Origin of the sequence: Pseudomonas fluorescens (assembly GCF_001648775.1) — a bacterium.
Classification (GTDB): Bacteria; Pseudomonadota; Gammaproteobacteria; order Pseudomonadales; family Pseudomonadaceae; genus Aquipseudomonas; species Aquipseudomonas fluorescens_M.
On sequence record NZ_LVEJ01000021.1, the window covers coordinates 58,327 to 78,401 of the forward strand.

Consider the following 20,075-nt stretch of genomic DNA (forward strand, 5'->3'; position numbering starts at 1 on the left):
GCCGCTGTGCTAGGATTTCCCGCTCGAACACGGCCCGCTGGCCGTTCATAAGAAAGTTTTCGTGAGTAGCCATGGTCGACAAACTGACGCATCTGAAACAGCTGGAGGCGGAAAGCATCCACATCATCCGCGAGGTGGCCGCCGAGTTCGATAACCCGGTGATGCTGTACTCCATCGGTAAAGACTCCGCCGTGATGCTGCATTTGGCACGCAAGGCGTTCTTCCCGGGCAAACTGCCGTTTCCGGTGATGCACGTCGACACCCGCTGGAAATTCCAGGAGATGTACAAGTTCCGCGACAAGATGGTCGAAGAACTGGGCCTGGACCTTATCACTCACATCAACCCGGACGGCGTGGCGCAGAACATCAACCCGTTCACCCACGGCAGCGCCAAGCATACCGACATCATGAAAACCGAGGGCCTGAAACAGGCACTCGACAAGCATGGTTTCGACGCAGCCTTCGGCGGCGCCCGTCGCGATGAAGAGAAATCCCGCGCCAAAGAGCGCGTGTACTCGTTCCGCGACAGCAAGCACCGCTGGGACCCGAAAAACCAGCGCCCAGAGCTGTGGAACGTCTACAACGGCAAGGTCAACAAGGGCGAATCCATCCGCGTATTCCCTCTGTCGAACTGGACCGAACTGGACATCTGGCAGTACATCTACCTCGAAGGCATCCCGATTGTGCCGCTGTACTTCGCCGCCGAACGTGAAGTGATCGAGAAGAACGGCACGCTGATCATGATCGACGACGAGCGCATCCTCGAACACCTGTCCGACGAAGACAAAGCGCGCATCGTCAAAAAGAAAGTGCGTTTCCGCACCCTTGGCTGCTACCCGTTGACGGGCGCCGTGGAGTCCGAGGCCGAAAGCCTCACGGACATCATTCAAGAAATGCTCCTGACGCGAACTTCCGAGCGCCAGGGCCGTGTCATCGACCACGATGGCGCCGGCTCGATGGAAGACAAAAAACGTCAGGGTTATTTCTAAGGGGTTGTCATGTCGCACGTATCTGATTTGATCAGCGAGGACATCCTCGCCTACCTGGGCCAGCACGAACGTAAAGAACTGCTGCGCTTTTTGACCTGCGGTAACGTCGATGACGGCAAGAGCACCCTGATCGGGCGCCTGCTGCACGATTCGAAGATGATCTACGAAGATCACCTCGAAGCGATCACCCGCGATTCGAAGAAAGTCGGCACCACCGGTGACGACATCGACCTGGCGTTGCTGGTCGACGGCCTGCAGGCCGAGCGTGAGCAGGGCATCACCATCGATGTCGCTTACCGCTATTTCTCCACCGCCAAGCGCAAATTCATCATCGCCGACACCCCCGGCCATGAGCAGTACACCCGCAACATGGCGACCGGTGCCTCCACCTGTGACCTGGCGATCATTCTCGTCGATGCGCGTTACGGCGTGCAGACCCAGACCCGTCGCCACAGCTTCATCGCCTCCCTGTTGGGGATCAAACACATCGTCGTCGCCATCAACAAGATGGACCTGAAAGACTTCGATGAGGGCGTGTTCGAGTCGATCAAGGCTGACTACCTGAAGTTCGCCGAAGGCTTGAAGATGAAGCCGACCAGCATGCACTTCGTGCCGATGTCTGCCCTTAAAGGCGACAACGTAGTGAACAAGTCCGAGCGCTCGCCTTGGTACAAAGGCCAGTCGCTGATGGAAATCCTCGAGACCGTGGAAGTCGCGGGCGATCGCAACTTCACCGATCTACGTTTCCCGGTGCAGTACGTCAACCGTCCGAACCTGAACTTCCGTGGTTTCGCTGGCACGCTGGCCAGCGGCATCGTGCACAAGGGCGACGAAGTTGTGGTGCTGCCGTCGGGCAAGAGCAGCCGCGTGAAATCCATCGTCACTTTCGAAGGTGAGCTGGAACACGCAGGTCCAGGTCAGGCAGTCACGCTGACCATGGAAGACGAAATCGACATCTCCCGTGGCGACCTGTTGGTGCATGCCGACAACGTCCCACCGGTCACCGACAGCTTCGAAGCGATGCTGGTGTGGATGGCTGAAGAGCCGATGCTGCCGGGCAAGAAATACGACATCAAACGCGCCACCAGTTACGTGCCGGGCTCGATTGCCAGCATCGTTAACAAGGTTGACGTGAACACTCTGGAAGAAGGCCCGGCGAGCGCGTTGCAGCTCAACGAAATCGGCAAGGTGAAGATCGCGCTCGACGCGCCGATCGCCCTCGACGGTTACGAAAGCAACCGCACCACCGGCGCGTTCATCATCATCGACCGTTTGACCAACGGCACCGTTGGCGCCGGCATGATCGTCGCGCAGCCAGTGACCCACGGCACCGCTACGCATCACGGCAAACTTGCCCATGTAGCCACGGAAGAGCGCGCTCAGCGTTTCGGCCAGCAACCGGCCACCGTGTTGTTCAGCGGCCTGTCGGGCGCGGGCAAGAGCACGCTGGCTTACGCGGTCGAGCGCAAGCTGTTCGACATGGGCCGTGCGGTGTTTGTGCTGGATGGCCAGAACCTGCGTCACGACCTGAATAAAGGTCTGCCACAGGATCGCGCCGGTCGCACTGAAAATTGGCGTCGCGCCGCGCACGTCGCGCGTCAGTTCAACGAAGCCGGTCTGCTGACCCTGGCCGCGTTCGTCGCGCCAAGCGCTGAAGGTCGCGAGCAGGCCAAGGACCTGATCGGCAAGGATCGTCTGCTGACGGTCTACGTGCAGGCCTCGCCGGCCGTGTGCGCCGAGCGTGATCCGCAAGGTCTGTATGCCGCCGCTGGCGACAACATCCCGGGCGAATCCTTCCCGTACGACGTGCCGCTGAATGCCGATCTGGTGATCGACACGCAGACGCTGAGTCTGGAAGAAAGCGTCAAGCAAGTGCTGGATCTGCTGCGCAAGCGTGGCGCGATCTAAGCGTTAGCGACAAATAAAAAGCCCGCCGATGAGCAATCATCGGCGGGCTTTTTTATTGGGCATACGGCGATCAAAACTGTGGGAGCGAGCCTGCTCGCGAAAGCGGTGGATCAGCTTGCGTCAATGTTGAATGAAATAAAGCTTTCGCGAGCAGGCTCGCTCCCACAGGGGGTTAGTGTTTGCCTGGGTATTCGCGGTGCATCTGTTCGAGCAACGCATCCTTGTCCAGCCACAGCTGATTGATCCAGCCCTGAAACTGCAAACGATACTCGCCGTCCTGATCGTAATTCTTGCCAATGAATTGCTGGGGAATCTTCAGCTCTTCAAAGTGCACCACCACATCGCGCACATTGCCGCAGAGCAAATCCCAGAACCCCGGACGCCCGGCCGGGTAGTGAATCGTCACGTTGACGATCGACTCCAACTGCTCACCCATCGCATCCAGCACAAAGGCAATCCCGCCAGCCTTGGGCTTGAGCAGGTATTTGAACGGCGATTGCTGCTGCGCATGCTTGCCTTCGGTAAAGCGCGTGCCTTCGACGAAGTTGAAAATCCCTACCGAGTTATTACGAAACTTCGCGCAGGTTTTGCGGGTGGTTTCGAGGTCTTTGCCTTTCTTCTCCGGGTGCTTGGCCAGGTACGCCTTGGAGTAGCGCTTCATGAACGGAAAGCCCAGTGCCCACCACGCCAGACCGATCACCGGCACCCATATCAGCTCCTGCTTGAGGAAGAACTTCAGCGGCTGAATCCGGCGATTTAGCACGTATTGCAGCACCAGAATATCGACCCAGCTCTGGTGGTTACTGGTGATCAGATACGAGTGCTGATAGTCGAGGCCTTGCAGACCACTGACGTGCCAGCGAGTGCGGCGCACCAGATTCATCCAGGCCTTGTTGTTGCTAATCCACGCTTCATGGGTGTGGCTCATCAGCCACAGTGAGGCGCGTCGGGCGAGGTCGAACGGCAGCACTTTGATCAGCGCCACGCAGAACAGAAACGAGCACAGCACAATCGTATTGAGTGCCAACAGCAGCGAGGCGATCACGCCGCGCAGCGGTGCAGGTAGAAAATCCAGCATTTACACATCCATAGGTCGGTTGGCGGCTTGAATCGCAGTGAGGGCGATGGTGTAGACGATGTCATCGACCTGCGCGCCGCGCGGCAAGTCATTCACCGGTTTGCGCAAGCCTTGCAGCATCGGCCCGAGGCTGACGCAATCGGCACTGCGCTGCACGGCTTTGTGCGTGGTATTGCCGGTGTTCAGATCCGGGAACACGAATACGGTGGCGCGACCGGCGACCTGACTGTTCGGCGCCAGTTGCCGGGCGACCTCGGCGTTGGCGGCGGCGTCGTATTGCAGCGGGCCGTCGATCAGCAGCGAGTGCTGTTGCTCGTGGGCGAGCAGGGTGGCTTCGCGGACTTTCTCGACTTCTTCACCCGTCGCCGATTCGCCGCTGGAATAACTGATCATCGCCACGCGCGGGGTGATGCCGAACGCGGCCGCCGAGTCGGCGCTTTGCAGGGCAATTTCGGCCAGCTCTGTGGCGCTCGGGTGCGGGTTCATTACGCAGTCGCCGTAGACCAGCACTTCTTCCGGGAACAGCATGAAGAACACCGACGACACCAGCGTGCAGCCCGGCGCGGTCTTGATCAGTTGCAGGGCCGGGCGGATGGTGTTGGCGGTGGTGTTGATCACACCCGAGACCAGACCGTCGACCTCATCCAGCGCGAGCATCATGGTGCCGATCACCACGGTGTCTTCCAGTTGCTGCTCGGCCATCGGCGCATTAAGGCTTTTGGTTTTGCGCAGGGCCACCATCGGCTCGACGTAGCGCTCGCGGATCAGATCCGGATCAAGAATCTCCAGTCCCGGCGGCAAGACGATGCCTTGGGCGCGGGCGACGGCTTCGACATCTGCAGGTTTGGCCAGCAACACGCAACGGGCGATCCCGCGTTCCTGACAGATCGCCGCGGCTTGCACGGTGAACGGCTCGCTGCCTTCGGGCAGGACGATGCGCTTGTTCGCCGCTTGCGCGCGCTGGATCAACTGATAGCGGAACACCGCCGGCGACAGGCGCATTTCCCGTGGCGTGCCGCAGCGCTGGTGCAGCCATTTGGCGTCGAGATGGCTGGCGACGAAATCAGTGATGATCTCCGCACGCTCGCGGTCATCAATGGGGATTTCCTTGTTCAAACCGTTGAGCAGGTTGGCCGTGTCGTAAGAACCGGTGCTCACCGACAACACCGGCAAACCGGCCTGCAACGCGCCACGGCACAGGTCCATGATGCGCGGATCGGGCAGGGTGTCGCTGGTCAGCAGCAGCCCGGCTAGCGGCACGCCGTTGATCGCGGCGAGGCTGACGGCGAGGATGATGTCGTCGCGATCGCCCGGCGTTACCACCAACACGCCAGGCTTGAGCAGCTCGACGGTGTTGCGCATGGTCCGCGCGCAAATGATGATTTTGGTCATCCGGCGGGTTTCGTAATCGCCGGCGTTGAGCACTTGTGCACCCATCAGATCGGCGACGTCGCGGGTGCGTGGTGCGTTGAGTTCGGGTTGGAATGGGATGCAACCGAGCAAGCGGAAATCACCGCTGCGCAGCAACGGCGAATGCTCTTTCAGACGCGTGGCGAAGGCGTCCATGCTTTCGTCAGTCTTGACCTTGTTGAGGATCACACCGAGGACTTTCGGGTCTTTCGGCCCGCCGAATAATTGCGCCTGCAATTCGACCCGGCCGGAGAGTTCGGCGAGCACTTCGTTTTCCGGCGCCGAGACCAGAATCACCTCGGCGTCGAGGCTCTTGGCCAAATGCAAATTGACCCGCGCGGCGTAACTGGCGCTGCGAGTTGGCACCATGCCTTCGACGACCAGCACGTCTTTGCCAATGGCCGCTTGCTGATACAGCGTGATGATTTCTTCGAGCAACTCATCGAGTTGACCGTCGCCGAGCATCCGCTCGACATGCGCCAGACCCAGTGGCTGCGGCGGTTTCAGACCGTGGGTGCGCGCCACCAGTTCGGTGGAACGCTCAGGGCCGGTGTCGCCCGGGTGCGGCTGGGCAATCGGTTTGAAGAAACCGACTTTGAGGCCGGCGCGCTCAAGTGTGCGCACCAGCCCGAGGCTGATGGAGGTCAGACCCACGCCAAAATCGGTGGGGGCGATAAAAAAAGTTTGCATGCGAATTCTCTAAAGTTGCATGGCAATGGCGGTCGCTTATAGCTGACGACCTACCGAAATTCAGTCGCCAAGGTTAGCGCTAACCGAGCCTTGAGCGCACCAACCGCAGGCAAAGGGTTGGCCTATTTTTTCAATACGTTGCGCCGGGTCGAGCACCCATGCGCGTGATTGCCACGGTGGCTGATGGCGCAGGTGTTGCGTGTGGCCACAGGAAAGCTCGACCACCCAGTGACCGTCTTCGTCCTGATGGAAGCCTGCAATCGTCGAAACCCGTTTGTCCGGGTTGTGTTCGCTTTCGCGCGATTGCTTCGCTAAACTTGGCCTTTCTATATTCTTCTGCAAAAGGTCTCGCCCCATGCTGATCGCCGCCAATAAGGCTGTCTCCATCGACTATACCCTGACCAACGACGCTGGTGAGGTCATCGACAGCTCCGCCGGCGGCGCTCCGCTGGTCTACCTGCAAGGCGCAGGCAACATCATCCCGGGCCTGGAAAAAGCTCTGGAAGGCAAAGCTGTTGGTGACGAGCTGGAAGTTGCCGTTGAGCCGGAAGACGCTTACGGCGAATACGCCGCCGAGCTGGTCAGCACCCTGAGCCGCAGCATGTTCGAAGGCGTCGACGAGCTGGAAGTCGGCATGCAGTTCCACGCTTCGGCGCCGGACGGCCAGATGCAAATCGTCACCATCCGTGACCTCGACGGCGACGACGTAACAGTCGACGGCAACCACCCACTGGCCGGTCAGCGCCTGAACTTCAAAGTGAAGATCGTTGACATCCGTGATGCCAGCCAGGAAGAAATCGCTCATGGCCACGTCCATGGCGAAGGTGGCCATCACCACTGATTTTCTGCGCTAAGCTTCGAGTACTGGAGAGGCGCCTGCGGGCGCCTTTTTAGTCCGCGGCTGTCCTTGGTGACCTCGCCAAGTGGCTGTTTCGAGTAGAACACGGGAATCTTGGAGTTCGCCATGAGTGCTTTTCACGACCTTAAGTTGACAGCCCTGGATGGTCAGGCGCTACCGCTGGCGCCGTTCAAGGGCCAAGTCGTGCTGGTGGTCAACGTCGCCTCCAAATGCGGCTTGACCCCACAGTACGCGGCGCTGGAAAACCTCTATCAGCAATTCAAAGGTAAAGGCTTCACTGTGCTGGGTCTGCCGTGCAACCAGTTTGCCGGCCAGGAACCCGGTACTGAAAAGGAAATTCAGGATTTCTGCAGCCTCAACTACGGCGTGACGTTTCCGTTGTCGAGCAAGCTCGAAGTCAATGGTCATGACCGCCATCAGCTCTACCGTCTGCTGGCGGGCGAGGGTGCGGAATTTCCCGGCGACATCACCTGGAATTTCGAGAAGTTCCTGCTCGGCAAGGACGGCCGCGTGCTGGCCCGGTTCTCACCGCGCACGGCGCCAGACGATCCGACCATTGTTCATGCGATTGAAAAAGCGCTGGGCTGAAAGACAAGAATCGTCGCCCTCGGGCGGCGATTTTTTTTGCCTGCCTTTTGACCCTTAATCATTCAGATCAATAGTGCTATCGCGAAGATGTCTTCACGCATATTATCGCCGTCATATGGTTTTATGCCTTGTCGATAACGTTTTCGTGGAGCCTTTCGATGCCCGTTCAAGCCTTGTTCAAACCGTTCCAACTCGGTGCCCTCGAACTGCCGACCCGCGTGGTCATGGCGCCAATGACCCGCTCGTTTTCCCCGGGCGGTGTACCGAACTCGAAAGTCATCGAGTACTACCGTCGTCGCGCCGCGGCCGGTGTCGGCCTGATCATCACCGAAGGCACCACTGTCGGCCACATCGCCTCCAACGGCTATCCGAACGTACCGCAATTCTTTGGTGATGCGCCATTGGCCGGCTGGAAAAAAGTCGTCGACGCCGTTCACGCCGAGGGCGGCAAAATCGTTCCGCAACTGTGGCACGTGGGTAGCGTGCGCCGCATCGGCACCGAGCCGGACGCCAGCGTGCCGGCCTATGGTCCGTCGGAAAAACTCAAGGACGGTCAGGTCGTGGTGCACGGCATGTCCAAACAAGACATTCAGGACGTGATTGCCGCCTTCGCCCAAGCGGCCAAGGATGCGCAAAGCATCGGCATGGACGGCGTGGAAATCCACGGCGCGCACGGTTACCTGATCGACCAGTTTTTCTGGGAAGGCAGCAACCAGCGCAGCGACGAATACGGTGGCAGCCTGGCCAACCGTTCGCGTTTTGCCATCGAACTGATTCAAGCGGTCCGTGCTGCGGTCGGTGAAGGCTTCCCGATCATCTTCCGCTTTTCGCAGTGGAAGCAGCAGGATTACACCGCGCGCCTGGTGCAAACGCCGGAAGCGCTGGGTGAGTTCCTCCAGCCGTTGTCCGACGCCGGCGTGGATATTTTCCACTGCTCGACGCGGCGTTTCTGGGAGCCGGAGTTCGACGGTTCCGAGCTGAACCTGGCAGGCTGGACCCGCAAACTGACCGGCAAACCGACCATCACCGTCGGCAGCGTGGGGCTGGATGGTGAGTTTCTGCAGTTCATGGTCAACACCGACAAGGTCGCGCAACCGGCCAGTCTGGAAAACCTGCTGGAGCGTCTGAACAAAGAGGAATTCGATCTGGTCGCGGTGGGGCGTGCGCTGCTGGTGGATCCGGATTGGGCGCAGAAAGTCCGCGAAGGGCGCGAGCAGGACATCCTGCCGTTCAGCCGTGAGGCGTTGATGACGCTGGTTTAACCAGCGCCCTCATAGACTCCTTCCCGAGCAGGCTCGCTCCCACAGGTTTATCTGGTGTTCACAAAATTTGTGTTCACTGAAGATCCCCTGTGGGAGCGAGCCTGCTCGCGAAGGCGGTTTTGCTATCAGCAAAGCTTCAAGGCAATGTCTGCGCATTCGGGACTGCCTGCTCGCCTACACAAGCCCCGCGCAAATGCTTTTCAAACTGCTCGATAACCGCCGGCCAGCCCTGGCGACTCGCATGCTGTCGCGCATTCAGGCGCACGCAACGCAACGTCTCATCCTCCTCCAGCAACCACGCCGCCGCCTCGCAGAACGCCTGCTCATCACCGGGCATCGCCAGCACGCCGTTGTAGCCATGACGAATATGCTGCGCCGCTGCCGCTTGATCGTAAGCCACCACACCAAGCCCCGAGGCCAAAGCTTCGAGCACAACATTGCCGAAGGTTTCGGTCAGGCTCGGAAACAGAAATACATCGCCAGACGCGTAGTGCGCCGCCAACGCCTCACCGCGCTGTGCGCCGCAGAAGATTGCCTCGGGCAATTCCTTTTCCAGCGCGAGCCGTTGCGGCCCGTCCCCGACCACGATCAGTTTCAGATTGCGCTGTGGATACGTCTCGCGCAGGGTTGCGAAGCTGCGCTTGAGCAGGCCCAGGTTTTTCTCCGGAGCCAAGCGTCCTACATGAATAACGGCAACGTCGCGCTCGCTCAGTCCCCATTGCTCACGCAAGGCGTTCAGGCGTTTGCTCGGATGAAACAACTGACTGTCCACACCTCGCGACAACAACGCCAACCGCTCGAAATGCCGCCGCTCCAGCTCCAGCCGCTGGCTGACGCTCGGCACCAATGTCATCGCCGAGCGATTGTGGAACCAGCGCAGATAATGCGTGAGCATCCGCGTCAGCAGACCGAGCCCATATTGACTGGTGTATTGCTGAAAGTTGGTGTGAAAACCGCTGACCACCGATATCCCCAAACGCCGCGCTGCACGCAGCGCCGACAATCCGAGCGGGCCCTCCGTGGCGATGTACAGCACATCCGGACGCTGACGTTTCCAGCGCCGCAACAGTTTGTGCATCGACGACTGACCCCATTGCAGCCCCGGATACCCCGGCAGCGGCCAGCCCCGACACAGCAGCAGCGCTTCATCTTCACTGCGCAGCGGATCACCGGCCTGACGCGGGCGCACCAGTTCGACCTGGTGACCACGCGCGCGCAATCCATCGCACAAGCGGCCAAGGGTATTGGCCACGCCGTTGATTTCCGGTGGAAAGGTTTCGCTGATCAGAGTGATGTTTAGAGCTGTCGTCATGGCCTCAGTGTCGGCTGAGGCCATGTCGTCATTGTGTCGAGTTGGTGATGGATTGATGACAGCTGCTTTCAGTCTGCCTAAACCTTTTGCCTGTGCGGTCGTTAGCCTTGGCTTGAACTCTTTTCCAGGAAAACGGCTGTGTCCGAGAATGCTTATGCGTCGCCTGAGGCGCAACTGTTGGTTGCGGATGAACAAACTCCAGAGTTTTATGTTGTCGCACGTTGGAAGTTCTTGCTGCTGTCGATCCTCAGTTTTGGTCTGTATTTCTACTTCTGGATCTACAAGAACTGGAGCCTGTACAAGCGAAGTACTCGACAAGAGTTATGGCCGTGGGCACGCGCGTTCTTTTATTTGTTTTTCGTGCATCAGCTTTATCGGCAAGCCAAAAAGCGAATCCACGACAGGGGCGGTAAGTCCGATTGGGATCTTGAGCAGTGGGCGACAGTCTTTGTGGTATTGACCGTCGTCGCGCACATATTCGAAAAGCTTCCCAAGCAGATTCCTGAGTTGAGTTTTCTTGGTCTTGTCGCCTTGATCATGTTGCCGATAAGAGTTTATGTCGCGAGCGAAGGTCAACAACTGATCAATTTGGCTGCGGACGATCCTCAGGGCCTGAGTAACAATCGCTTCAACGCCTGGAACTTGCTGATCATCGTGCCAGGCGTTGCGGTGTGGGTGTTGGTAGGGCTGATGTTAGCTGGCGTTTACCCCTGAGTTATCAGGATTAAAGCCTGCTGGCTCAGGCCTTTTCCTGAGCCAGCACCTCGGCACCACGTTCACGCACCCAGAACAGCGTTGCGCCAGCGACAGCCGCCGGCATCATCAGGATGTTGACCACCGGAATCAGCAGCACCAGATACACAATCCCGCCAAAGCTCATGCTCTGCCAGCGCTTCTGGCGCAGCCAGGCGAGCATCTCGTTCCAGCCCAGTTTGTGGTTGTCCGCCGGGTAGTCGATGTACTGGATCGCCATCATCCACACGCCGAACAGCAGCCACAGCGGCGCGGCGACGATATTGACCACCGGGATGAACGAGAGAATGAACAGACCGATCGCCCGTGGCAGGAAGTAGCCGAGTTTGCGCATTTCCCGGGCGAGGGTGCGCGGGACCATGGCGATCAGTTCGCCCCAGCTGAATGCCGGGAAGTCATCGGTGCCGCGCACCACCACTTCGACTTTTTCCGCGAGGAAGCCGTTGAACGGTGCGGCGATGACGTTGGCGAGCATGGTGAAAGTGAAAAACACCATCAATGCCACCAGCACCACGAACAAGGGCCAGAGGATGTAGCTGAGGAAACTCAGCCATTCGGGCAGCGAGGGCATCAGCGTATCGACCCACAGGCTGAATTGGTGGCCGGCCAGATAGATCAATCCGACGAACAGCACCAGGTTGATCGCCAGCGGCAACAACACGAACAGGCGCAGGCCAGGGCTGAGGACCAGTTTCAGGCCTTCGCGCAGGTATTGCGGGCCGGACAGAACAGGGGCGGGCATAAGGTACTCCGAGCAAGGGAAAACGCGCCGACCTTACCGACTTTGCAACGGCTGCGAAAGCGCGGCAGAGCGATCGACATTCACTGTAACAAAGACGTCCATCTCGTCAGTGTGTCGGCATAGAGACCACCTATGAGCTGGATTGTTAAACCGTATTTCCTTAATCTTGCCCCCCTCGATACGCTGCACCCAACTTTTTACAGGACTGTCGAGCTCAAGCCTTCCCCAAGGTTTTCCACAGTCCTTTTTTATTCCCGCCGGCAGTCCGGCGATCCGCGCCATTTTTTTCGGCCCGGTCAACAGGAGCAGGTCATGTCTGAAGTCCGTCATTCGCGAGTGATTATTCTCGGTTCCGGCCCTGCCGGTTACAGCGCTGCGGTATACGCGGCCCGTGCCAACCTCAAGCCACTGCTGATCACCGGCATGCAGGCTGGCGGTCAACTGACCACCACTACTGAAGTCGACAACTGGCCGGGCGACGTCCATGGCCTGACGGGGCCGGTGTTGATGGAGCGTATGCGCGAGCACGCCGAGCGTTTTGAAACCGAGATCGTTTTCGATCACATCAACGCGGTGGATTTCGCTGCCAAGCCTTACACCCTGACCGGCGACAGCGCGACCTACACCTGCGACGCCCTGATCATCGCCACCGGTGCCAGCGCGCGTTACCTGGGCCTGCCGTCGGAAGAAGCGTTCATGGGCAAAGGCGTTTCGGCCTGCGCGACTTGCGACGGTTTCTTCTACCGCAACAAGCCTGTTGCAGTGGTCGGCGGTGGTAACACCGCCGTTGAAGAAGCGCTGTACCTGGCCAACATTGCCAGCACCGTGACCCTGATCCACCGTCGCGAAACCTTCCGCGCCGAGAAGATCCTGATCGACAAGCTCAACGCTCGTGTGGCTGAAGGCAAGATCATCCTCAAGTTGAACGCCAACCTCGACGAAGTGCTGGGCGACAACATGGGCGTGACCGGTGCGCGTCTGAAAAACAACGACGGCAGCTTCGACGAAATCACCGTCGATGGTGTGTTCATTGCCATCGGCCACACCCCGAACACCTCGCTGTTCGAAGGCCAGTTGACCTTGAAAGACGGTTATCTGGTGGTGCAGGGCGGCCGTGACGGCAACGCCACTGCGACCAGCGTCGAAGGCATCTTCGCCGCCGGTGACGTGGCTGACCACGTTTACCGTCAGGCCATCACCTCGGCCGGCGCCGGCTGCATGGCGGCACTCGATACTGAGCGTTACCTGGACGGTCTGCAGAACGCTTCGTTCTAAATCGCAGGCATAAAAAAACCGGCCAGATTGGCCGGTTTTTTTGTGCCCGCAATTTCAGCTACACCGGATAACCCTGTGGGAGCGAGCTTGCTCGCGAAAGCGGCTTATCAGTCGACAACAATGTTGAATGTCAGTCCGTATTCGCGAGCAAGCTCGCTCCCACAGGTTTTGGGTAGGCTCCGAAGTCAGCGGCGAGTCAGGGGCTGGGCGGTGAATTTGACGCCGGCCAGACCGTGCTTGATCAGCGCACGGATGTTGCCGTGATCGCTGCCCTCAGGCGTCGCGACCACCGAACGATAGTGCTCGCCAAACGCCAGCAGCGCTTCTTCATCGCTCAGACCTTCCAGCAGCGCCAGACCCAAGGTCTTGCACGAGCCTTCGTTCTGCCCGGCGGCGTTGTCCACGCCACCATTGTTGAACGCTTGCGGCTGATAGTCGTAACCGTCGGCGATGAACGCCAGGGTGTCGGCGAAAGCGTGTTCGCCGCTCTTGAGGCTGGCGCGCAGGGTGTTCAGGTCACTCATGGGTTTTTCCTTTGGCGAACGCCGCTTGTTGTTCGGCGTTGGCTTCTTGCTGAAATTGGGCTTTCCACTCGGCGTAAGGCATGCCGTAAACCACTTCACGGGCGTCGTCGAGGCTGACCTCGATCTGGCGCTCATCGGCTTCGGCCTTGTACCACTTCGACAGGCAGTTACGGCAGAAGCCGGCGAGGTTCATCAGGTCGATGTTCTGCACGTCCTTGCGGCTGTCCAGGTGGGCGACCAGCCGGCGGAAGGCGGCGGCTTCGAGTTCGAGGCGTTGTTGCTCGTTCATGGAGGTCTCTTCGAGACAGCTTCAAGCGGCGAGCTTCAAGCTGCAAGTTTGGATTGTGGGTGGCGGTAGCTTAACGCTTGCAGCTCGCCGCTTGAAGCTCAGCGGCTCGCCGCGAGCGTGATCGATACCGACTCGGCAAATCGCAGCGCATGCGGCTTGTCGACTTCGACTTCGGCGTACAGCACCGAGCCGTTGCCCATCACCAGATCGAGCAGTTCCTGCGTCAGGCGTTCGAGCAGCGCAAAACGGTTGCCCTCGACGTGGGCGATGATCGCTTTGGTGATGGTGCGGTAGTTCAGCGCGTGGTCGATGTCGTTGTCACGCACAGCTTCCTGTGCGGCATACAGAATGGTCAGGTTGATCAGCACATCCTGTTTGTTGAGGATTTCGTCCTCGTTGATCCCGATGAAGGTGCGCAAGCGCAGATCCTTGACCCGGATGCGCGCCATTCCCGGTTGAAGTTGTGGCATTTACTTGCTCCGTCCAATCAATTGCAGGAACTCCTGGCGGGTGTTGCTCGACTCGCGGAAGGCGCCGAGCATGACCGAGGTGTTCATCGTCGAATTCTGTTTTTCAACACCGCGCATCATCATGCACATGTGTTTGGCTTCGATGACCACGGCGACGCCGGCGGCGTCGGTCACCTGTTGCACCGCGTCGGCGATTTGCCGGGTGAGGTTTTCCTGAATCTGCAGACGCCGGGCGAACATGTCCACCAGTCGCGCGATCTTCGACAGACCCAGCACCTTGCCCGTCGGAATATAAGCCACATGGGCCTTGCCGATGAAGGGCAGCAGGTGATGTTCGCACAACGAGTACAACTCGATGTCGGCGACGATGATCATTTCGTCGCTGTCGGAGGCAAACAGCGCGCCATTGACGATCTCCTCGACACTCTGTTCGTAACCGTGACACAGGTATTGCATGGCTTTGGCCGCGCGCAGCGGGGTGTCGAGCAATCCTTCGCGGTCGGGATCTTCACCGAGGCCAATGAGGATTTCGCGGTAATTCTCGGGCAGGGAACGGGTCATGGACATCCTCGCGAATCGGCTTATTTGACGTGCCGTCCGCCGTTGACGGTCAGGGTCGTACCGGTGACATAAGGGTTGTCGAGCAAATAGCGCAGGCTCTGATAGATCACTTCGCTGCCGGGTTCGATGCCCAGCGCGGATTTCGCCAGTGCCTTGGCGCGGTACGCCGCGTCGTCGTCGGGATTGAACAATAGCAGGGCCGGGGCGATGCCGTTGACCTTGATGGTTGGCGCATAACGGGCGGCGAAGGACAGGGTCAGGCTGTCGAGCCCGGCTTTGCTGGCGCAATAACCGATGTGCTGGCTGCTGCCCTTGCGGGTCACGTCGTCACTGATGTGAATGATGTCGGCCGGCGTCGAGCGCTGCAGCAGATCGGCGCAGTGCAGATTGATCAGATAGGGCGCGAGCATGTGAATGTTGATCATGCGGGTGAAGGCATCGGCTTCGCTGTCGGCTGTTTCGGCAAGCCATTCGGAAGCATTGTGAATGATCGCTCGCAGGTGGTCGGTGTGGGTTTTCAGTTCAGCGATAAAGGCGAGAATACCCGCTTCGCTGGAGAAATCCGCGAACACGCCGAGCGCACCCAGGTCACGCAATACCTGCACGCCCGGGCGTTCGCTGCGGTAAGTGAAGATGACCTGATGGCCGTCTTCGAGCAAACGCTGGGCGCAGTGCAAGCCGACACGCTGGCCGGCACCGGTGATGAGAATCGGAGCGGAGGAAAGGGTCATGAACGGCTCGCGTCGCGGCTGGAGCAAAAACTATAACAGCGACATGGCTTGCCCACCTATCGTCGGTTTTCCCCATTATTGTGGGAGCGAGCCTGCTCGCGAAAGCGGTCTTTCAGTCGACATCAATGTTGAAGGTCAGTCCGTATTCGCGAGCAGGCTCGCTCCCACACAGAGATCATCGATTCTGTGCAGAAGACGTCACTGGCAACGGGCGCACCGGGGTGCTGTTCAGCCAGTTCGCCAGCAATCGCGTCGACAGCGGAATAAAGAAGTAAACCATCAGCGGCGTCAGACACGCCGTGCTGATCAATACGCGCGGCAGCAGGCTCATTTCAGCCAGCAACGGGCCCAGTACGAAGTTGAACAATAACGACACCGGAAAGAACGCCAGCCAGATCGCCACAGCCTGTTTCCAGCGCGGAGGGCGCTGACCGGCGGCGCCGAACCAGCCTTCGATGCCGCTGACGCGATGTTCTTTCGGATGGGCAAACAGGTCGCTGCCACGATCCAGCCACGCCGTGCGCGAAGCCGAATGCTCCCACGCATGCAGGGTGTGCTCGTCGGCGAAGCGGAAAATAATCTGGAATTCGTTATCACCGGGTGGCGGAGCGAGCACGCCAGAACCGAGGTAACCGGCGAAGTCGGTCGCCAGTTGTTCGCCTTCGCGCAGCCAGGCGATCAGATCCTGATAGCGGCCATCGGCGACACGACGCGCAACCATCAGCGTGACGGGGGAAGTAGACATTTTGTATCTCCGTATTTCGATTGCGTCGTTCCGGATAGGAATTTCGCCTGACGCAGGACCGGGGTAGAGGCCTGCGTTTTTCAACGAGCAAGGATTATTCCGGTTTTTCCTGATTAAACCAGCGACTTTCGTCGCATTTCATCACTTGAACGCAATTGGGGCATCGGGGTTAGAATGGGATCCAATTAAACCAACATGGACGTTGAACGCCATATGCCTGTCATCACGGACGCAAGCCCCGCTTCGCAGGCATCAGTTGCGCTTGAACGCGAAGACCTGTTCCCCATACGAGAAGTCTCGCGTTTGACCGGCGTCAACCCGGTGACCTTGCGCGCTTGGGAGCGCCGTTATGGTTTGATTCAGCCCACGCGCACCGACAGTGGGCATCGGCTGTATTCGATGACCGATATCGAGCGCGTGCGCAGCATCGTCGACTGGATTGATCGTGGCGTTGCCGTGAGCAAGGTCGGCAAGATCCTCGCCAAGACCGAACCGCTGAAAGTGCTGGCGCACCTCTTTCCCGATGACCTGGTGCAGGCTGATTACCTGCAATGGCAGGAGCAGATACAGCAGGCGGTCAGTTCATTCGACGACCAGCAACTGGATCGCGTCTATGGGCAGATTTTTTCTTCCTACACATTACCCGTGGTGTTCCAGGACATCCTGATGCCCTTGTGGCTGCAATTGTTGCAGCGCCAGGAGGCTTTCGGGCAAACCAGTGAGTGGCTGTTCTTCGATGGGTTTCTGCGGGCGCGGGTGTTACAGCGCATTGTCATGCTGCGTGGCACGCAACCACGGCGAGTGATCGTCAGCGCACTGGCCGGGCAATGCCGAGAGTTGGAGTTACTGGTGGCCGCGCTGTTTCTCAGTGGCAGCGATTCCGGCGTGCGTGTGTTGACCACGGGCCAGCCGTTCGATGAGCTGACGCTGGTCTGCGAAAAGACCCGGCCTGATGCGTTGGTGTTGTTTTCCAATCACGCGCCGTCTGCCGAACTGCCTCGGCGTCTGAACCGCTTGGCGCTGAGCCTTGATTGTCAGTTGATGCTGGCGGGCGATGCTTCAGATCTGGCGCAGGACAGCCTGGCCGGATCCTCTGTTGCGTGTCTGGGCAATGAAGGGGCGAACATGCGTCAGCGCATGCTGCAGTTTCTCGCGGGGAAACTGGATACCTGAAATCAGGTGTGCAGGGCAGGATGGGTCAAACGATGTTGCTGCAGGATGAACTGGCGCAGACGCTCGGTTTCATCGGCATCGGTCTGACTCAGCTCGTAGGCGTAGAAACCACTTTCGGTTTCCCTCTCGAAATGACCGCGCAGTGAAATCCGCTCATACCCCGAAGGGCTGAACCACAGGGCGAAATGCTTGGGCGGTTTGGTCTTGTTGCGCATTTCCAGCAGCACGCCTTTGTGCGAAACCTCATGCACCCACAACATGCCCGGTTGGCCCTTGGCGTTTTCCAGCGCTACCGGTTCTTCAAGCGTGAGTCGCCACGGTCGCACCATCGGTCCGTCTTCGTAGATGCTCGGAACCCCGAGGCGCAGATGCAGCGCGTGAAACTCGTCTTCCACCAAGTGCAGCGGGAAGGTCATTTGCTGGTTTTCGAAGTTGGCCTGAATGGTCACTTGCTCGTGCGCGGCCAGGCGCGTCAGCAAATCGCGGATCTGCGAACCGCCGTTAACCAACAGACTCGACGTCGCATCCCGCACGTTCAGTTGCGGGTTGTGCTGCATGGTCTGGATGAAATCCAGCTCATCCTGAGTGAGGAGGGCGTCGCGTTGCATGGTTAACTCGAAAGATATAGTTACAAAGTCATTGGTGATTGTAGTTAATGACAATTAGTTCGCTGATTTGTTTGCGCCGTTCGTCGCTTTCAATAATGCCAGCTCTCCCTGCAGAGCAGTCACCTGCGCTTCGAGCTGTGCAACACGCTGCTGAGCCTTGACCTGAACGGTCACATCCTTTTGCACCCCGACGAAATAAGTCTGTCCGTCATCGGCGTTTTTCACCGTCGAAAGCGACAGTTCATTCCAGAATGGCGTGCCGTCCTTGCGATAATTGCGCAGAATTTCCCGGCACGATCCATTGTTTCGCAACACCTCGCGAATCAGCTCCAGACTCTGCTGGTCACGATCTCCGGACTGCAAAAACCGGCAGTCCTGGTAAAGGATTTCTTCGCTGCTGTATCCGGTCATGCGTTCGAAGGCCGGGTTCACATAAATCAGGATATTGTCCTGCTCGCCTTCCTTCTCGGCGACCACGATCCCGTCATTCGATGCGTTGATCACCATTTGCAGCAAACTGGCATTGATCATCCTTGAATCCTTTCAGAGCTGTCATTAGCTCGCATTCTAGAAGAACCGTAGGCGCTGTCTACTGGCCATTACCGCCAGTTGAGATTCAATCGCAGCTTTGCGCCTGAGACTGTTACTATCGCCGCTCTTTTTTTTCAGTTGCAGGATCAGATTGATGAAAGTCGCCATCCTCTCCGGTTCGGTCTACGGCACCGCCGAAGAAGTTGCCCGTCACGCCCAGAACCTGTTGAAAGCCGCTGGTTTTGAGACCTTCTACAACTCGCGCGCCAGCCTCGCGGACATTCAAGCGTTCGGCCCTGAAGCCTTCCTCGCGGTGACCTCGACCACCGGCATGGGCGAGTTGCCGGACAACCTGCAACCGCTGTACTCGACTATCCGCGATCAGTTACCCGCCGCGTGGCGCGGTTTGCCAGGCGCGGTGATTGCCCTGGGCGATGCCAGTTATGGCGACACCTTCTGTGGCGGTGGCGAGCAGATGCGCGAATTGTTTGCTGAGCTGGGTGTGCGCGAAGTGCAAGAGATGCTGCGCATCGACGCCAGCGAAAGCGTTACCCCGGAAACGGACGCCGAGCCGTGGCTGGCGCAGTTGATCGAAGTGCTCAAGGGCTGATTCCACGCTCGCGCAACAGCGCCAGCCACGCCTGAGCGGCTTTCGACAGATAGGCGCCGTGACGCCAGATGAAGGCGATATCCCAACGCAAATAATCCGGCGCGCGCAAGGTCAGACGTACCACGCCTGGCCGCACCAGCCCACGCGCGACCACGCTGGGCAACAACACCACGCCTTGCCCGGCGGCCACCAGCGCCGCGAGAAAATCCGCCTGCCCGCTGCGGCCACCTTCTTTGGGCGTGAAACCCATTTGCTGGCACGCCTGCAACAAACGGTCATTGAGCACGAAGCTGCGCTGATAAAGCAGAAAAGGGGTCTCGGCCAATTCTTCCAAGCCAATTTCGCCGCGCTCGGCCAATGGATGATCCATCGGCAACAGCGCGTCGAGCTTCTCGTCGCAAAAAGGCTGACAGTCGAACTGCGGATCCTTGGGCAGCAAACTCCCGCCCAGTTCCAGTTCGCCACTGAGCACGGCTTGCTCGATATTGCGGCTGCCGCCCTCAAGCAACTGGATATTGATATTCGGATAACGCCGCCGGTATTCGGCAAACAGTCCGGCAAACAGCGCATCACTGCCCAATAACGGTAAGCCGAGGCGCAACTCACCGCGCGCCAGATGGCTCATGTCGTCGAGTTCACTGAGCAACTCCTGGCGCAAGCGCAACATGGCTTCGGCGCGTTGCAGCACCACGCTGCCGGCGGCGGTCAGGCGCAACTGTGAGCCGAGCCGCTCGAGCAGAGGCGTGCCGAGACTTTGCTCAAGTTGGGCAATTTGTTTGCTGACCGCCGACTGACTGATGTGCAGGGTTTTCGCCGCTTGGGTGAAACCGCCCTGATGCATGACTTCGACAAAGCTGCGCAGTTGTTTGAATTCCATGACCTGATTCCATTTTGGAATGGCGTTGAGTCTAACAATTCGCTTCGGGGATGGCAGTGCGCTTCGTAAAATAGGCTTCTGTAAGGAGCC

The 20,075-nt window shown here is 58.9% G+C and carries 23 protein-coding genes; 9 read left to right on the plus strand and 14 right to left on the minus strand.

The window, feature by feature from the left end:
- The first annotated feature begins 71 nt into the window (after positions 1–71).
- On the plus strand, positions 72–989 hold the full coding sequence (cysD, locus tag A8O26_RS19215) for a sulfate adenylyltransferase subunit CysD (RefSeq protein WP_007912374.1): 918 nt from the start codon (positions 72–74) through the stop codon (positions 987–989).
- Between the two features lie 9 nt (positions 990–998).
- Positions 999–2,897 (plus strand): sulfate adenylyltransferase subunit CysN, encoded by a 1,899-nt coding sequence (cysN, locus tag A8O26_RS19220; RefSeq protein ID WP_064119377.1) that lies wholly within the window; start codon positions 999–1,001, stop codon positions 2,895–2,897.
- A gap of 172 nt (positions 2,898–3,069) precedes the next feature.
- On the opposite strand, the gene A8O26_RS19225 is transcribed toward cysN, so the two are convergent.
- Genes A8O26_RS19225 through A8O26_RS29475 form a run of 3 tightly spaced genes read right to left on the minus strand, consistent with a single transcriptional unit; the run spans position 3,070 to position 6,462 of the window.
- Positions 3,070–3,975: an acyltransferase gene (locus A8O26_RS19225; RefSeq protein WP_064119378.1), complete on the minus strand. Its 906-nt coding sequence runs from the start codon at positions 3,973–3,975 to the stop codon at positions 3,070–3,072.
- Positions 3,976–6,075, minus strand: coding sequence for a phosphate acetyltransferase (gene pta / locus A8O26_RS19230; RefSeq protein WP_064119379.1), 2,100 nt, complete (start codon positions 6,073–6,075; stop codon positions 3,976–3,978). It abuts the gene before it with no gap.
- A gap of 60 nt (positions 6,076–6,135) precedes the next feature.
- Complete coding sequence (locus A8O26_RS29475; protein ID WP_081265220.1) at positions 6,136–6,462, minus strand: DUF3565 domain-containing protein; 327 nt, start codon at positions 6,460–6,462, stop codon at positions 6,136–6,138.
- Between A8O26_RS29475 and A8O26_RS19235 the strand changes: the two genes are divergently transcribed.
- The 3 genes from A8O26_RS19235 to A8O26_RS19245 all read left to right on the plus strand — a co-directional run bounded on the left by A8O26_RS19235 (position 6,431) and on the right by A8O26_RS19245 (position 8,784).
- A complete protein-coding gene (locus A8O26_RS19235) occupies positions 6,431–6,916 on the plus strand; it encodes an FKBP-type peptidyl-prolyl cis-trans isomerase (protein ID WP_056782966.1) in 486 nt (161 codons plus the stop codon). The two genes, A8O26_RS29475 and A8O26_RS19235, sit on opposite strands and share 32 nt — an antisense overlap.
- Positions 6,917–7,039: 123 nt before the next feature.
- Complete coding sequence (locus A8O26_RS19240; protein ID WP_064119380.1) at positions 7,040–7,522, plus strand: glutathione peroxidase; 483 nt, start codon at positions 7,040–7,042, stop codon at positions 7,520–7,522.
- Between the two features lie 158 nt (positions 7,523–7,680).
- Positions 7,681–8,784 carry an NADH:flavin oxidoreductase gene (locus A8O26_RS19245; protein WP_064119381.1) on the plus strand — a complete coding sequence of 368 codons (1,104 nt, stop codon included), beginning with the start codon at positions 7,681–7,683 and terminating at the stop codon, positions 8,782–8,784.
- A gap of 136 nt (positions 8,785–8,920) precedes the next feature.
- On the opposite strand, the gene A8O26_RS19250 is transcribed toward A8O26_RS19245, so the two are convergent.
- The gene (locus A8O26_RS19250; RefSeq protein ID WP_064119382.1) at positions 8,921–10,120 is read right to left on the minus strand and encodes a glycosyltransferase family 4 protein; all 1,200 of its coding nucleotides are present in this window, start codon (positions 10,118–10,120) and stop codon (positions 8,921–8,923) included.
- A gap of 114 nt (positions 10,121–10,234) precedes the next feature.
- Between A8O26_RS19250 and A8O26_RS19255 the strand changes: the two genes are divergently transcribed.
- The gene (locus tag A8O26_RS19255) at positions 10,235–10,810 is read left to right on the plus strand and encodes a hypothetical protein (protein WP_064119383.1); all 576 of its coding nucleotides are present in this window, start codon (positions 10,235–10,237) and stop codon (positions 10,808–10,810) included.
- Positions 10,811–10,835: 25 nt separating this feature from the next.
- On the opposite strand, the gene cysZ is transcribed toward A8O26_RS19255, so the two are convergent.
- Positions 10,836–11,591 carry a sulfate transporter CysZ gene (gene cysZ, locus A8O26_RS19260; RefSeq protein WP_064119384.1) on the minus strand — a complete coding sequence of 252 codons (756 nt, stop codon included), beginning with the start codon at positions 11,589–11,591 and terminating at the stop codon, positions 10,836–10,838.
- Between the two features lie 312 nt (positions 11,592–11,903).
- Here cysZ and trxB point away from each other — a divergent pair, with 312 nt between their 5' ends.
- Positions 11,904–12,866: a thioredoxin-disulfide reductase gene (gene trxB / locus A8O26_RS19265; protein ID WP_064119385.1), complete on the plus strand. Its 963-nt coding sequence runs from the start codon at positions 11,904–11,906 to the stop codon at positions 12,864–12,866.
- A 185-nt stretch (positions 12,867–13,051) separates the two neighbouring features.
- On the opposite strand, the gene A8O26_RS19270 is transcribed toward trxB, so the two are convergent.
- The 6 genes from A8O26_RS19270 to A8O26_RS19295 form a co-directional block, all read right to left on the minus strand.
- Positions 13,052–13,390 (minus strand): HopJ type III effector protein, encoded by a 339-nt coding sequence (locus A8O26_RS19270; RefSeq protein WP_064119386.1) that lies wholly within the window; start codon positions 13,388–13,390, stop codon positions 13,052–13,054.
- A complete protein-coding gene (locus tag A8O26_RS19275) occupies positions 13,383–13,679 on the minus strand; it encodes a DUF1244 domain-containing protein (protein WP_034154503.1) in 297 nt (98 codons plus the stop codon). The genes A8O26_RS19270 and A8O26_RS19275 overlap by 8 nt, the downstream gene beginning before the upstream one ends.
- A gap of 98 nt (positions 13,680–13,777) precedes the next feature.
- Entirely contained in the window at positions 13,778–14,149 is a 372-nt protein-coding gene (gene folX / locus A8O26_RS19280) for a dihydroneopterin triphosphate 2'-epimerase (protein WP_064119387.1), read from the minus strand.
- Entirely contained in the window at positions 14,150–14,710 is a 561-nt protein-coding gene (gene folE / locus A8O26_RS19285; protein ID WP_064119388.1) for a GTP cyclohydrolase I FolE, read from the minus strand.
- Positions 14,711–14,730: 20 nt separating this feature from the next.
- Positions 14,731–15,441 carry a dihydromonapterin reductase gene (folM, locus tag A8O26_RS19290; RefSeq protein ID WP_064119389.1) on the minus strand — a complete coding sequence of 237 codons (711 nt, stop codon included), beginning with the start codon at positions 15,439–15,441 and terminating at the stop codon, positions 14,731–14,733.
- A gap of 175 nt (positions 15,442–15,616) precedes the next feature.
- Positions 15,617–16,186, minus strand: a complete 570-nt coding sequence (locus tag A8O26_RS19295) for a hypothetical protein (RefSeq protein ID WP_064119390.1) — start codon at positions 16,184–16,186, stop codon at positions 15,617–15,619.
- A 213-nt stretch (positions 16,187–16,399) separates the two neighbouring features.
- Between A8O26_RS19295 and A8O26_RS19300 the strand changes: the two genes are divergently transcribed.
- The gene (locus A8O26_RS19300; RefSeq protein ID WP_064119391.1) at positions 16,400–17,359 is read left to right on the plus strand and encodes a MerR family transcriptional regulator; all 960 of its coding nucleotides are present in this window, start codon (positions 16,400–16,402) and stop codon (positions 17,357–17,359) included.
- A gap of 2 nt (positions 17,360–17,361) precedes the next feature.
- Here the strand turns inward: A8O26_RS19300 and A8O26_RS19305 are convergent, their stop codons facing one another.
- The gene (locus A8O26_RS19305) at positions 17,362–17,967 is read right to left on the minus strand and encodes a hypothetical protein (protein WP_064119392.1); all 606 of its coding nucleotides are present in this window, start codon (positions 17,965–17,967) and stop codon (positions 17,362–17,364) included.
- 54 nt (positions 17,968–18,021) lie between these two features.
- Positions 18,022–18,498: a PAS domain-containing protein gene (locus A8O26_RS19310; RefSeq protein ID WP_064119393.1), complete on the minus strand. Its 477-nt coding sequence runs from the start codon at positions 18,496–18,498 to the stop codon at positions 18,022–18,024.
- A gap of 154 nt (positions 18,499–18,652) precedes the next feature.
- Here A8O26_RS19310 and A8O26_RS19315 point away from each other — a divergent pair, with 154 nt between their 5' ends.
- Positions 18,653–19,108 carry a flavodoxin gene (locus A8O26_RS19315; protein ID WP_064119394.1) on the plus strand — a complete coding sequence of 152 codons (456 nt, stop codon included), beginning with the start codon at positions 18,653–18,655 and terminating at the stop codon, positions 19,106–19,108.
- On the opposite strand, the gene A8O26_RS19320 is transcribed toward A8O26_RS19315, so the two are convergent.
- Positions 19,098–19,985 (minus strand): LysR family transcriptional regulator, encoded by an 888-nt coding sequence (locus tag A8O26_RS19320; RefSeq protein WP_064119395.1) that lies wholly within the window; start codon positions 19,983–19,985, stop codon positions 19,098–19,100. The genes A8O26_RS19315 and A8O26_RS19320 overlap by 11 nt on opposite strands.
- Positions 19,986–20,075 lie beyond the last annotated feature (90 nt).

Bases quoted from the DNA above. Each gene is read 5' to 3' on its own strand.
- A8O26_RS19300 (WP_064119391.1), top strand. From the start codon at position 16,400: ATGCCTGTCATCACGGACGCAAGCCCCGCTTCGCAGGCATCAGTTGCG.
- trxB (WP_064119385.1), top strand. From the start codon at position 11,904: ATGTCTGAAGTCCGTCATTCGCGAGTGATTATTCTCGGTTCCGGCCCT.
- folE (WP_064119388.1), bottom strand. From the start codon at position 14,710: ATGACCCGTTCCCTGCCCGAGAATTACCGCGAAATCCTCATTGGCCTC.
- cysD (WP_007912374.1), top strand. From the start codon at position 72: ATGGTCGACAAACTGACGCATCTGAAACAGCTGGAGGCGGAAAGCATC.
- A8O26_RS29475 (WP_081265220.1), bottom strand. From the start codon at position 6,462: ATGGAGACAGCCTTATTGGCGGCGATCAGCATGGGGCGAGACCTTTTG.
- A8O26_RS19275 (WP_034154503.1), bottom strand. From the start codon at position 13,679: ATGAACGAGCAACAACGCCTCGAACTCGAAGCCGCCGCCTTCCGCCGG.
- pta (WP_064119379.1), bottom strand. From the start codon at position 6,075: ATGCAAACTTTTTTTATCGCCCCCACCGATTTTGGCGTGGGTCTGACC.
- A8O26_RS19245 (WP_064119381.1), top strand. From the start codon at position 7,681: ATGCCCGTTCAAGCCTTGTTCAAACCGTTCCAACTCGGTGCCCTCGAA.
- A8O26_RS19235 (WP_056782966.1), top strand. From the start codon at position 6,431: ATGCTGATCGCCGCCAATAAGGCTGTCTCCATCGACTATACCCTGACC.
- A8O26_RS19320 (WP_064119395.1), bottom strand. From the start codon at position 19,985: ATGGAATTCAAACAACTGCGCAGCTTTGTCGAAGTCATGCATCAGGGC.
- cysN (WP_064119377.1), top strand. From the start codon at position 999: ATGTCGCACGTATCTGATTTGATCAGCGAGGACATCCTCGCCTACCTG.
- folX (WP_064119387.1), bottom strand. From the start codon at position 14,149: ATGCCACAACTTCAACCGGGAATGGCGCGCATCCGGGTCAAGGATCTG.
- A8O26_RS19295 (WP_064119390.1), bottom strand. From the start codon at position 16,186: ATGTCTACTTCCCCCGTCACGCTGATGGTTGCGCGTCGTGTCGCCGAT.
- folM (WP_064119389.1), bottom strand. From the start codon at position 15,441: ATGACCCTTTCCTCCGCTCCGATTCTCATCACCGGTGCCGGCCAGCGT.
- cysZ (WP_064119384.1), bottom strand. From the start codon at position 11,591: ATGCCCGCCCCTGTTCTGTCCGGCCCGCAATACCTGCGCGAAGGCCTG.
- A8O26_RS19240 (WP_064119380.1), top strand. From the start codon at position 7,040: ATGAGTGCTTTTCACGACCTTAAGTTGACAGCCCTGGATGGTCAGGCG.
- A8O26_RS19250 (WP_064119382.1), bottom strand. From the start codon at position 10,120: ATGGCCTCAGCCGACACTGAGGCCATGACGACAGCTCTAAACATCACT.
- A8O26_RS19225 (WP_064119378.1), bottom strand. From the start codon at position 3,975: ATGCTGGATTTTCTACCTGCACCGCTGCGCGGCGTGATCGCCTCGCTG.
- A8O26_RS19305 (WP_064119392.1), bottom strand. From the start codon at position 17,967: ATGCAACGCGACGCCCTCCTCACTCAGGATGAGCTGGATTTCATCCAG.
- A8O26_RS19270 (WP_064119386.1), bottom strand. From the start codon at position 13,390: ATGAGTGACCTGAACACCCTGCGCGCCAGCCTCAAGAGCGGCGAACAC.
- A8O26_RS19315 (WP_064119394.1), top strand. From the start codon at position 18,653: ATGAAAGTCGCCATCCTCTCCGGTTCGGTCTACGGCACCGCCGAAGAA.
- A8O26_RS19310 (WP_064119393.1), bottom strand. From the start codon at position 18,498: ATGATCAATGCCAGTTTGCTGCAAATGGTGATCAACGCATCGAATGAC.